General features: G+C 67.8%; 7 protein-coding genes. All 7 read right to left on the reverse strand.

What is annotated here, in order from left to right; translation table 11 throughout:
* Positions 1-27 precede the first annotated feature (27 nt).
* The 7 genes from METRZ18153_RS0113660 to METRZ18153_RS0113690 all read right to left on the reverse strand — a co-directional run bounded on the left by METRZ18153_RS0113660 (position 28) and on the right by METRZ18153_RS0113690 (position 12899).
* Complete coding sequence (locus METRZ18153_RS0113660; RefSeq protein WP_020165251.1) at positions 28-3372, reverse strand: EAL domain-containing protein; 3345 nt, start codon at positions 3370-3372, stop codon at positions 28-30.
* Complete coding sequence (locus tag METRZ18153_RS0113665) at positions 3372-3818, reverse strand: response regulator (protein WP_020165252.1); 447 nt, start codon at positions 3816-3818, stop codon at positions 3372-3374. Before METRZ18153_RS0113665 ends, METRZ18153_RS0113660 begins: the two co-directional genes overlap by 1 nt.
* Positions 3815-6823 (reverse strand): PAS domain S-box protein, encoded by a 3009-nt coding sequence (locus tag METRZ18153_RS0113670; RefSeq protein ID WP_020165253.1) that lies wholly within the window; start codon positions 6821-6823, stop codon positions 3815-3817. Before METRZ18153_RS0113670 ends, METRZ18153_RS0113665 begins: the two co-directional genes overlap by 4 nt.
* Positions 6820-7833, reverse strand: a complete 1014-nt coding sequence (locus METRZ18153_RS0113675; RefSeq protein WP_020165254.1) for an ABC transporter substrate-binding protein — start codon at positions 7831-7833, stop codon at positions 6820-6822. The genes METRZ18153_RS0113670 and METRZ18153_RS0113675 overlap by 4 nt, the downstream gene beginning before the upstream one ends.
* 208 nt (positions 7834-8041) lie before the next feature.
* Positions 8042-10918: a PAS domain-containing sensor histidine kinase gene (locus METRZ18153_RS0113680; RefSeq protein ID WP_232416047.1), complete on the reverse strand. Its 2877-nt coding sequence runs from the start codon at positions 10916-10918 to the stop codon at positions 8042-8044.
* On the reverse strand, positions 10902-12008 hold the full coding sequence (locus METRZ18153_RS0113685) for an HD-GYP domain-containing protein (RefSeq protein ID WP_269744946.1): 1107 nt from the start codon (positions 12006-12008) through the stop codon (positions 10902-10904). The genes METRZ18153_RS0113680 and METRZ18153_RS0113685 overlap by 17 nt, the downstream gene beginning before the upstream one ends.
* Positions 12009-12158: 150 nt before the next feature.
* Positions 12159-12899 carry a DUF4198 domain-containing protein gene (locus tag METRZ18153_RS0113690; protein ID WP_029143772.1) on the reverse strand — a complete coding sequence of 247 codons (741 nt, stop codon included), beginning with the start codon at positions 12897-12899 and terminating at the stop codon, positions 12159-12161.
* Positions 12900-12904 lie beyond the last annotated feature (5 nt).

Below are 12904 nucleotides of genomic sequence, written 5' to 3' on the forward strand. Positions count from 1 at the left end.
CCGCGACGCGGCCAGGGCCGCAGAGCTTCAGGTGCGCAGGAAGCGCGCCTCGAACTCCTCAGCCGGCACCGGCTTGCTGCACAGATAGCCCTGCCAGGCGTCGCATTCGCGGTCCTTCAGGAAGGCGAGCTGCTCCTCGGTTTCGACGCCTTCGGCGACCACGCGCATCTTCAGTGTGTGCGCCATCGCGATGATGGTGGCGGCAATCTCCATGTCGTTGCGGTCCTGCGGGATGTCGCGCACGAAGCTCTGGTCGATCTTCAGCACGTCGATCGGGAAGCGCTTGAGGTAGGCCAGAGACGAGTAGCCGGTGCCGAAGTCGTCGATCGACAGCGCAACGCCGAGCGCCTTCAGCGCGCGCAGGCGCTCTTCGGTCTGCTGAAGATCGTCAGCCAGCATCGATTCGGTCAGTTCGAATTCGAGCCGTCCGGCCTGCAGACCGGACTCGGCCATCAGCGCCGACAGGTACTGCGCCATGTCGGCGTGCTGCAACTGGCGCGCTGACAGGTTGACGGCGATGCTGAGCGCATGGCCGGCCTCCTGCCAGGCACGCGCCTGAGCACAGGCGGTGCGCAGCACCCACTCGCCGATCGGCACGATGAGGCCGCTTTCCTCGGCCACCGGAATGAAACGGGCCGGCGACACCATGCCCTCGTCCGGATCGATCCAGCGGATCAGCGCCTCGGCCCCGACGACGCGGCCGCTCGCCATGTCGATCTGCGGCTGGTAATGCAGACGGAATTCGCCACGTTCGAGCGCGCGGCGCAGTCGCGTATCCAGATGCAGTCTGTCCTGCGCGGCCCGGCTCATCGCCTCGGTGTAGAAGCGGAAGGCGCCGCGGCCGGCCTCCTTCGCCTGATACATCGCGACGTCGGAATGCTGGATCAGTTCGGTCACCGTGGTGCCGTCTTCCGGATAGACGGCGATGCCGATGCTGGCGCCGATGTAGATGTCGCGCCCCTGGGCGAGGCGGAACGGTGCCCGCATCAGTTCGAGCAGCGAATGGGCCACGTGGGCGGCATCCTCGGGCGCGGTCATGCTCTCGATCAGCAGCACGAATTCGTCGCCGCCCAGACGTGCCAGCGTGTCGGCCTCGCGCAGGCGCGCGCGCAGGCGCTGCGCGATGGCGCTCAGCAGTTCGTCGCCAACCGGGTGGCCCAGGCTGTCGTTGACGTTCTTGAAGCGGTCGAGGTCGATGAACAGCAGCCCGACGTGCTCGTGCTGCCGTTCGGCACGCTCGATCGCGTGCTGCACACGCGACTGCAGCAGCAGGCGGTTCGGCAGGTCGGTCAGCGGGTCGTGATGCGCGAGGTGATCGAGCTTGGCTTCGGAGCGCTTGAGCTGGCTGATGTCGGTCATCACCGCGACGTAATGACTGGCCTGCCCCGATTCGTCACGCACCGTGCTGATGTTCAGCAACTGCTGATACAGCTCGCCGTTCTTGCGCCGGTTCCACACCTCGCCCTGCCAGAAGCCGCTGTCCAGAACGGCGCGCCACATCGCCTTGTAGAAGGCCGGTTCGTGACGACCCGACTGCAGGATGCGCGGATTGTTTCCCAGCACCTCGAATTCGCTGTAGCCGGTGATGTCGGTGAAGGCACGATTGACGGCGACGATGCTGGCGTCCAGATCGGTGATGAACACGCCGTCGCGCGTGCTCTCGAACACGGCCGCCGCCTGCCGCAGCGCGCGACCGGCGCGTACCTTCTGCACGGCCAGCGCAGTGATGCGGCTGAATTCGACGATGAGCTTGAACTGTTCGTCATCGGGCAGGCCGGGGGCGTCGTGATAGACGGCGAAGGAGCCGAGCACGCGACCGGCCTCGTCCTTGAACGGCACCGACCAGCAGGAGCGGAAACCGACGCGACGCGCGAGATCGACATAGGGCGCCCAGTACGGGTGGTCCATCACGTCGGCCGCCAGCACCGGCTCGCCGCTCCAGATCGCCGTGCCGCATGAGCCGACGCCTTCGCCCGGCTGCAGCGCCTCGAGTGCCTGGTTGTAGTAATCGGGCAGACTGGGCGCCGCCCCATTGCGCAGATGACCGCTGGCTTCGTCGAGCAGCACGATGGACACGCGCATGTCGGCCTCGATCGCCTGCATGCGCAGCGCGATCGTTTCGAGCACGGATTCCAGCGGTGCCACCTGCACCACGCGGTCGAGCACGTCGACGCGCGCCTCGTTCACCAGCGCGGCGCGCTTGTTCGCCGTGATGTCGGTCCACGAGCCGACGATGTCGACCACCGGTGCGCCTGCCTCGCTGACCCGCCGCAGTTCGTCGCGCACCCAGATCTCGCGGCCGTCGCCGCAGCGGAAGCGGTATTCGTGGCTGAGATGACCGTCACGCATCAGCGTCGCCATGCCGGCGAGTGCGCGGTCGCGATCCTGCGGATGCAGATGATCGATCCACCAGCCCGGCTGCATCGCCTCGGCGATCGAGTAGCCGAGAATGCGGCTGACGTTCTCGCTCACCCAGGTCGCGTGCGCCGTGCCATCGAGCACACGCAGGCTATAGACGATGGTCGGACTGGACGCCAGCAGTTGCGCCATGCGCTGGTTGGTGTCGCGCAGGCGCCGCTCCTCGCGCGCCAGTTCGGCACGGCGATGCACCTTCTCCAGCGTGGACGGCAGTTCGTACAGATAGCCCTCGTGCTGCACGAGGTAGTCATCGACGCCCAGATGCAGTGCGCTGGACGCGAGTTCTTCGCTTTCGCGGCCGGCCATCATGACCACGGGCAGCTGCAGCAGGCGCTCCAGCCGGATGCGTCGGACCAGTTCAAGCGCGTCCGCCGGATGCGGACCGGCATCGAGCAGCAGCACGTCGAATTCGGCTTCTTCGCCGGTGGCCGGCAAGCGGGGCGCAACGTCGTCGACGCGGACGACCGCATCGAGCCGGATGTGCGGCGCATGCTTCAGCAAGTGCCGGCGCATGCGCTCCAGTTCGTTTCCGCTGGCAGCGGCCGACAGTACGCGTATCGGCCGGTCGCGCCGCGCCTTCATCGAGCGCTGGCGCAGTACGGCCGCTTCCATCACGCGCGGCAGGCGTTCCAGATACTGGTCGCGCTTGATCAGGTAGTCGTCGGCACCCGCCTTCAACGCGGCGATCGCCGCGTCGCCGTCGCCCGAGCCGGTCAGCACGACGACGGCGAGCGGCCAGCCCTGTTCGCGCACGTGGGCGAGCAGTTCCAGCCCGGTGCCGTCCGGCAGCTTGAGGTCGGTCAGCAGCAGGTCGAACTGCCCGGATTCGAGCAGGCTGCGCGAACGCGCCAGCGTGGTCGCGATCTGCAGCTCGATGTCGCGCCCGCAGCGTGCCAGCGCCCGCTGCGTGAGATCGGCGTCGAACTCCGAATCTTCGGTATAGAGGACGCGCATCACACCGGACGCTGGTTGAGTTCGCACCAGTAGCGTTCGATCTGTCCCGCCGCCTCGACGAAACGATCGAAATCCACCGGTTTGACGATGAAGGAATTGACGCCCAGCGCGTAGGCGTCGTGCAGGTCGCGGTCTTCCGACGACGAACTGAGCACGACCACCGGAATGCGCCGGTACTTCGGATGCGCCTTCAGGTGGCGCAGCACCTCGATGCCATTCACGCGCGGCAGGTTGATGTCGAGCAGAATCAGCGACGGCGGCGTCTCGCCCGCCTCCCAGCGGTCAATCAGGCCGATCGCCTCCTCGCCGTCACGGGCGATGCTGATCGGGTTGTGCAGGTGGCTGCGCGCAAAGGCGCGACAGGTGAGGTCGATGTCGACCGGATTGTCCTCGACCAGCAGTATGGGCAGCGTGAAGGGTTGCTGCTGGTTGACCGCAGTGATCATGCAGGAAACTCCAGATTGAAACAGGCGCCTTCGCCGGGCGCACTTTCCGCCCACACGCGACCGCCCATGCGCTGCATCGCCTTGCGCACCAGCGCCAGGCCTACGCCGGTACCGGCGAACTCTTCGCTGCGGTGCAGGCGCTGGAATATCTCAAAAATCCGCTCGTGGTACTTCATGTCGAATCCGATGCCATTGTCGCGTATCGACAGCACGATGCGCTCCCCTTCGCTTCGCGCACTCAGCGTGATGGTCGGCGGCTTCGCATCGCGGCTGAACTTCAGCGCGTTGTCGATCAGATTGCGCAACACCAGGTCCAGTCCCTGCCGGTCGGCGCGCACGATGAGCGACGGCACCTCGCCGACGATCTGCGCCGACGCTGCCGCGATCTCGTCGGCACGACGGGTCAGCACGCTGCGCATCAGCTCGCCCAGATCGACGCGGCTCGCCTCCAGCGCGCGCCGCTCCATGCGCGAATAGGCCAGCAGGTCCTCGATCAGGGCGTGCATCTGTGACGCACCGTTGCGGATATTGCCGAGAAAACGTCGCCCCTGCTCGTCGAGCCGGTCACCGTAGTCCTCGATCAGGATGCGGCTGTAGCCGTCGATGCCGCGCAGCGGCGCCTTCAGGTCGTGCGACACGGCGTAGGAAAAGGATTCGAGCTCCTTCATCGCCGCGGTGAGCGCCTGCGTGCGCTCGCTCACCCGCTGTTCGAGGTCGCGGTTGAGCGCGCGCAGTTCGTCCTGCGCATCGCGCAGTTCGGTGATGTTGCGCGCCATGCCGAGCACGCCGATCAGCGTGCCGTCCTCGCTGCGCATCGGTACCTTGATCGTCTGCACGCGCAGGCATTCGCCGGTCACGTCCGAACTGACCGTGGATTCATGGATGCTGCGCAGCCCGGTGCGCACGGTTTCCTCGTCCTGCGCGCGGAAAAGGTCCGCCACCTCGGTCGGGAAAAAGTCGTGGTCGGTCTTGCCGGCGAGATCGGCCTCCGGCAGGCCGAAGAACTGTTCGACCATGCGGTTGCACGACAGGTAGCGGCCTTCGATGTCCTTCACCCAGACGAAATCGGGCAGCGCCGAAAACAGCGTGCGCAGGTAGGTGCGTTCCTTTTCGACCGCCTTTTCCGCGCTGCGCCGCGCCGTCACGTCGACGTCCATGCAGACGAAGATCGGTTCGCCCTGCAGGCCCGGAATGGCAAAGGTGCTGGCCTCGACCTGGCGCAACGTACCACTGCGGTGGCGCACCGTGTATTCGAGCGGTCCGATGCGCACCTTGTCGCGCTCGACGCGCGCCAGCAGTTCGACGAAATCGCGAGCTTCGTCGCTGCCGAACATCAGTTCGTCGACGCCGCGCCCCAGTGCCTCGTCCATGCTCCATCCGTACAGCGTTGCCGAGGCGTGGTTCCAGTACAGCACGCGACCGTCGCGATCGAACCACTGCACCGCCACGTTCGGCGCGTATTCCAGCGTCGCGCGCAGGCGTTCCTCCGACGCGCGCAGCGCCTGTTCGGCCTCGACCGAGGCGCTCACGTCGAGCAGCATGCCGGTGTACTTGATCACCCGGCCGGCGGCGTCGGTGACGCATTCGGCCGACGGTTGCAGGTAGCGGACCGGTCCGCGCTCAGGGGCCGTGCGGTAGATCGTCGGCGTAAGGTGGGGCGCCGCCTCGGCCATCTGCCGCATGGCCTGCGCCACGCTCGGCCGGTCGTCCGGGTGAATGCAGGCGAGGTAGTCGTCGATCGGCGGGATGCCGGCAGCCGGATCGAGCCCGAAGAACTCGTACATCTGCTCAGACCACCAGCCGCGCCCGAGCGCCGGATAGAACTCCCAGCTGCCGAGGCGGGCGATGCGCTCCGCCGCCTGCAGACGATTGCGCTCCAGCTTGAGCGCCTGCTCCGCCTCGTGCCGCGACGTGATGTCCTGCACGACCGCGATGTGGTAGTCCGGCGCCTCACCGGGCGCCCACAGCGGCGTCACGCTGAAGTTCACCCAGACGATGTGACCGTCCTTGTGGACCAGGCGCTTGTCCATCGAGAACTCACGGATGTCGCCGCGCTTGAGCGCCTCCATGTGCTGCAGGTCGACCGCCAGATCGTCGCGGTAGGTGATGCGCATGAAATCGAGCGCCAGCATTTCGTCGCGGCTGTAGCCGACGATGGCGCAATACTTCGCGTTCACGTCGACGAAGCGTCCCAGCCGGCTGTCGATGCGGGCGACACCGACGCCGGCCTGCTCGAACACGGCGCGCATGCGCGTCTCGCTGTCGCGCAGCGCCGTGTGCTGCGCCTGCAGCTTCAGCGCCATGTCGTTGATCGCACTGCCGATCTGCGCCAGTTCGTCGCGGCCGTCGATGCTGACGCGGGTGTCGAGCCGCCCGCGGCCGACCTCGCGCACCGCATCGACCAGCCGCTGTGTGCGACGGAACCAGATCAGGTGCAGGAACAGCGCCAGCAGCAGCGCGGACAGCAGGATGGTCGCCGCATGGCGCCACAGTTCGAGCCGGCTCGCGTGCAGCCGCTGCGCCAGCGGCAGTTCGAGGTCGGTACGCACCAGCAGGCGGTGACCGGCGGCCAGCGTCAGCACGGCCAGCAGAGCCCGGCCGTCGGCCGAACGCTCGATGCGCAAGGAGCGGTCAGGGGACGTGTTCAACGCAAGCAGCGGGTTGCCGGCCGGGTCCATCACCTTGTCGACCAGCGGCTGCCCGACGTCGGCGCGCGCCAGCGAACCGACGACGCGTCCGCCGGGCGCGATCAGGTAGGCGTGCGTCAGGTTCGGGCGCAGGCCGAGCTCGGCCACCATGCGGCGCAACTGCGGAAGGTTGTCGTTGGCGATGTGCAGGTCGAGCACCGACTGCTCGACACCGAGGCGCTCGGTCAGCGACTGCGACTGTTCGTACTCCACCAGTTGCCGGTATTCGCGCACCTGCAAAATGTTGTTCAACACGGCCAGCAGCAGCGCAAACACGGTCAGCAGCAACGGCACCAGCGTGCGCGAGGGCAGCTTCATTGCGCGCCCTTCCCGTCACGGGCCGGTGCCAGGCCGGACACGAACAGGCGCGACCAGTCGGGGTCGGCCATCATGCGGCCGCTGGCCTTGAGATCGCTCGACAGCCGTGCCAGACCCAGCGCCGGCGCATCGGTCGGTGCGGCGAGCAGTGCCCGGCTCTGCGCGTCGCTGTAAATGTTCAGGCGGGACAGCGCCAGCGCGTACTCATCGACGCTGAGGTCGGCGCCGGCCGCCAGCGAATTCGCCGCCTCGGCCGGACGTGCCAGCATTTCGCGTCGGCCGGCTTCGAACGCATCGAGCAGCACCTGCACCTGATGCGGTCGCGCCTGCAACGCGTCGGCGCGCACCACCAGCACATCGACGACCTCGCCCATCATGTTGGCGCTGTCGAGCACGACGACGAAGCCGTCCGACGACAGTCTGGAAATGACCGGCTCGAAGGTGATCACCGCATCGACGCGGCCTGCCTTCAGCGCCGATTCGTGCTCGACCACCGGCAGCATGACCAGGCTCACCTCGTCACGCCGCAGGCCGCCTGTTTCGAGCAGGCGCTGCAGCATGATGGCTGCCAGCGCGGTGTCTTCGAGGCCGATGCGCCCACCTCGCAGGCGATCGGCCGAACCGATGCCGGGGCGCGCAAGCACCGCGTCGGCGCCCCTGGACAGGCTGAGCACCGCCACCACCCGCACGTCGATGCCCGCCGCCGCCAGTTCGACCGCTTCCGGCAGCGTCAACCCGGCGGCCTCGATCAGGCCGTTGCGCAACTGGCGCGCGCTTTCACTGCTCGTTTCGAGCTCGACCACACGCAGATCGGACGGATCGAACAGGCCACGCTCGCGCGCCAGCACCAGCGGATCGTAGCCCACCCACGGATTGAGACCGACGCGCAGAGGCAGTTGCGGCGCCTCGCCACAGCCGGCAAGCAGAGTCAGCGCCAGGCCGGCGACGAACGCGCGCAAGGCGGACACGACACGGCCGGGCAGACGGCCCGCAATCGGTTGTTCTGTCATGCAGCAGGTTCCGGGCGGCAGGAATGTTGGCGGCAACTCGGCAGGGCGGCATCGCTCGCGCGTCCGCAATTCTGCACGCCGGTCGCGCCGTCCCGGCGCAAGCGCGTGCCCGCTGCCGGACGCACGAATCGATGATCAACAGACCCTACCATGACCTGCAGGGTGCAACGGCTGCCCCAGATCAATCTTTAGTGCGGACGGTCTGGCGTCAGGTCGCCGCCAGCAACGCGTGCGCCGCCGCCAGGGCGGCATCGTAGTCAAAGGCGGCAATGCAGCGCAGCAGGTTCGCGCCATCCGGCCCCAGCGCGTGCAGGACGGCCGCCGACTCGCGCGCCAGCTCGCCGGCACGGGTGTCTCCGGCTTCGAGCAGCGGCAGCAGGCGCTCGACCACCGCCCTGGCCTCGCCGATACACGGCTGCGGCGACTGCTCCGAAGCCGCGTCGCCGGCGCCGAGCCAGCGCAGCAGCAGCGTGTAGAAGGCTTCCGGCTCGACCGGCTTGGCGATGAAGTCGTCCAGTCCCGCCGCCGCACAGGCGGCACGGTCGTCGGCGAAGGCGTTGGCAGTGACGGCGACGACCGGCACCGCCTCCCAGCCGGGCAGCGCACGCAGCTGGCGCGTGGCGTCGATGCCGTTCAGGCGCGGCATCTGCAGATCCATCAGCACCAGGTCGTAGCGCTCGCCGGCCGCGCGCTCCAGCGCCTCGACACCGTCGGCGGCGACGTCGGCCTGCAGGCCGGCATCACGCAGCAGCGCCAGCAGCACCTCGCGGTTGATATCGTGGTCTTCGACCAGCAGGATGCGTTTGCGGCCGAAATCCCGCTCCAGACGCGCCCGCGCGTCAACCACGAACGGCACCGCCGGGTCGACCATGTCGGCCACCACGCCGAGCCGGGCGGTGAACCAGAAACGGCTGCCGCGCCCCGGCTCGCTGCTGACGCCGGCATCGCCGCCCATCAGGTGCGCCAGTCGGCGTGTGATCGACAGCCCCAGTCCGCTGCCGCCGTACTTGCGCGTGGTCGATGCATCGGCCTGCTCGAAGGCGCTGAACAGGCGGGCGAGATCGTGCGCCTCGATGCCGATACCGGTGTCGCTGACCTCGAAGCGCAGCAGCACACTGTCGTCGCCACGCTCGACCACGGCGACGCTCAGCGTGACGCTGCCCTGCTCGGTGAACTTGACCGCATTGCTGAGGTAGTTGAGCAGCGCCTGGCGCAAGCGGGTGACGTCGCCACGCAGCGTCGCCGGCACGCCGTCGTCCGTCTGCACGCGCAACGCCAGGCCGCGTTCCTCGGCGCGCTCTATCATCATCGAGCGCACCTGGTCGAGCAGCCCGTCGAGGCGGAAGGCGGCCGATTCGAGCACCAGCTTCTCCGCTTCGACGCGCGACAGGTCGAGCACGTCGTCGATGATGTGCCGCAGATGTTTGGCTGCCGCGCCGATCTTCTGCGCGTGCTCGCGCTGCGAGGCGTCGAGCGGCGATTTCCACAACAGGTGCGTCAAGCCGATGATGGCGTTCATCGGTGTCCGCATCTCATGACTCATATTGGCGAGAAACAGGCTCTTCGACCGGTTCGCCGCTTCGGCCGCCTCCTTGGCGACAGCCAGTTCGGCGGTGCGCGACTGCACCTGCTCCTCCAGATGCGTGCGGTGGCGGCTCAGTTCGAGTTCCATCCGCCGGCGTTCGGTGATGTCCTGTACGGTGCCACGCAGGCGCACCACGCGACCGTGCTCGGTCACCGGCGTGCCGAGCACGCGCACCCACTTCTGGCGCCCAGCCCGGGTGGACATCTGCGCCTCGATATCCCACGGTTCGCCCCGCTCGACCGCGCCTTCGATGACCGCCTCGATGCGCACCCTGTCCTGCTCGCAGAAGAACTGCAGCGCGCTGGCCAGCGTATCGACCGACGCCGGATCTGCTTCATGGATGCGCGCCACCTCGTCGGTGGCGCTCAGTCGACCGCTTTCGAGATCGACCGCCCAGGCGCCGATGTGCGCCAGCTCGCCGATCTGGCGCAACAGCGTCTCGCGCTCTTCCTGCGCCTGCACCGCCGCCACCCGCTCGTTCAGATCGGCAAGCACGCAATGCGTGCGCTCGAAGTTCCCCCGCGCATCGAGTTGCACGCGCCCGACCAGCCAGACAACCACGGCGTGGCCGTCGCGATGCTGCAGCCGCAGTTCGGCCTGTATGCGCTCGTCGCGCTTGAAGCGCTCGAAGGTGGCCGCGAATTCCGCGCGCTCGGCGGGCATCCAGAAGTCGCCGAAGGCGCGGCCCAGCAGTTCGCCCTCGCGATAGCCGAGCAAGGCGCACAGCATCGGATTGACGTGGATGAAACGCCCTTGCGCATCGAGCGACTGGTAGGCCACCGGGAAATGCTCGAACAGGGTGCGGAACCGCTCCTCGCTGTCGCGCAGCGCGCGCTCGGCGGTCAGCCGTTCGGTGATGTCGCGCGCCACGCCGTACAGACCAATCACATGCCCACCGGCGTCGCGCAGCGGGCCCTTGGTACTGAGGAAGATGCGTTCGCCGTCGGCGGTCGGCAGGTGCTCCTCGAAGCGCACCACCTGACCGCCCGCCATGACGATGCGGTCGTTGTCCATTACCCGGCGGGCCACCTCCGGCGGCAGCAGGTCGGCGTCGGTGCGGCCGAGCATGGCCTGCTCCGGAATGCCGAGCAGGCGCACGACTTCCGGATTGCTGACCAGGTAGCGCCCTTCGCTGTCCTTGGCGAACACCGGATCGGAGGCGCTGCGAATGATGGCGTCGAGCAGCGATTCGGCGCGCGCCCGCGCCGTCAGCGACACGTTCTCGCGTTCGAGCGCGTCGAGGGCACGCCCGGTCAGGCGGCGCATCAGCAGATAGAGCGCACCGGCGGTGACGGCGACGAAGGCCCAGCCCTTGAAGGTGCTGGCCAGCGCGAACCGCTTCGGATCGTCGGTCAGCGCGAGCAGCAGTTCGTCCGACAGCAGTATCCACAGCGACGCGATGCCGGTGTAGGCGAGCACCGTCATCCGCATGCCCCAGATTGCGTCGCTGCGCGCCTGCGCCGACGGCGACGCGGCAGACCACTCAGGTCGGGTCGGCATGTCGCCTCGCGATGTCGATGAAATCGGGATAACGCTCGATGAACACGTCGACGACGTCCGGATCGAAATGCGAGCCCCGTCGCTCGACAATGTAGGCGCGCACCTCATCGGCCGGGAAAGGCGACTTGTAGACGCGGCGCGACATCATCGCGTCGAACACGTCGGCCACCGTCATCAGCCGTGCCGCCAGCGGGATCGCGTCGCCGGCCAGCCCGTCCGGATAGCCGCTGCCATCCCAGTGTTCGTGATGCCAGTGCGCGATGTCGCGCGCCAGTGCGAGGAAGGCGGCCGGCTTGACCTCGTCGCGCTCGGCAAACTCGATGGCACGCGCGCCCATTTCGGCGTGGGTCTTCATCACCGCCCACTCGTCGGCGTCGAGCTTGCCGCGCTTCTGCAGGATGTGGTCCGGAATGCCGACCTTGCCGATGTCGTGCAGCGGCGCCGACCGGGTGAGCAGGTCGATCCAGGCCGGCGTCAGCACCGGTGCGAAGCGCGGATCGTCCGCCAGCGCCTCGGCCAGCACGCGAACGTAGGCCTGGGTGCGGCGGATGTGCCGTCCGGTCTCGTGGTCGCGCGTCTCGGCCAGATTGGCCAGCGCGCGGATGCTCACCGCCTGGATCTGCTCGTTCTCTTCCATGCGCCGGCTGACTTCGGCCTCCAGCCAGGCGTTCTGGTCGCGCATCAGGTCGCGCGCCAGCTTGGCCTGCAGATGGGTGCGCACACGCGCCAGCAGCACGGCGGGCTTGATCGGCTTGGAGATGTAGTCCGCCGCGCCCATCGCCAGCCCGGCTTCCTCGTCGCCGGCTTCGGTTAGCGCCGTGACGAAGATGACCGGAATCCCGCTGGTCGCCGGGTCCTTCTGCAGCCTCTCGAGAACCGTGTAACCGTCCATGCCGGGCATCATCACATCAAGCAGGACGAGCGACGGTGCATCGCGGTCGCTTGCCAGGCGCAGTGCTGCGGCACCGTTCTTCGCCGCCTTGACGCGATAACCAGCGCTGCGCAGCAGGCCGTCGAGCACCTCGAGGTTTTCCGACATGTCGTCGACGATCAGTATCGTCGTGCTCGCTGGGTCCAGTCTTCGGTGCAAGGTAGTGATTTCCGCGTGCGCTTTGTGACAGGCGGAGACTGCACCGGTTCGGGGGCGGCCGACAACATCTGTGTGCGCAAACAGATCGGAAACGCAGAAATTTTTACAGTCTGCCCGCCACCGCGGCCGCTGGCGGACAGACCGTCGCGGTCAGTCGGCGGGCGGCTTCAGCGTGAAACTGAGGGTGGCGAAATGTTCGACCAGATCGACCTTGCCATCGGCATCGCCGCGTACGGCGTGTTCGGTGTACTCGGCGCGGATCACGTTGAGGCCCTGGTTGCGCACCGTGATGGTCGCCAGCCCGTTGGCGTCGGTCCGCACCGAGGCGCCGTCCGGGTCATTGACCAGGTCCGGCCACACCTCGACGCCGGACACCGGCCGGCCTTCATGCAGTACGCGTACGGTAATCGGATCACCACTGCGCTGCGGAAAGCGACCGCCCACAGACACGATCTGGAGAGCCATGCCGGTCACCGGCTGCATCTCGCCGACCGGCGCCATCAGAAGATGCGTGCCGTACTTCAGGTAGCGACCGGTAGTGGTCGCCGTGGGCACGCTTTCCTTCGTGCCGGCCATCCACTTGCCCGACGGCAGGCGCGACCAGTAGCCGTTGTCCATCGTCGTCGCCAGCACGACTGCCGCGGCATCGGCGCTGACGAACACCATGGGCTCGACCGGCACGGTGTGCACCGGCAGCGGCCGACCGGCCGCGTCGAAGGCCTGCAGCGCCGTGATGCGGTCACGTCGGCTGAACACCTCGACGTCCTCGGCGCCCTCGCCATAGACCAGCGCCAGCCGGCCGGCGCGCTGGGCGAACCAGATGCCGTGCGCCCAGCCGGGCGTTGCCATCGTCAGCAGCAGCAGCGCCGCCATCATGCGGGATGCGTTCATCGCGC

Source organism: Methyloversatilis discipulorum, assembly GCF_000385375.1.
GTDB lineage: Bacteria > Pseudomonadota > Gammaproteobacteria > Burkholderiales > Rhodocyclaceae > Methyloversatilis > Methyloversatilis discipulorum_A.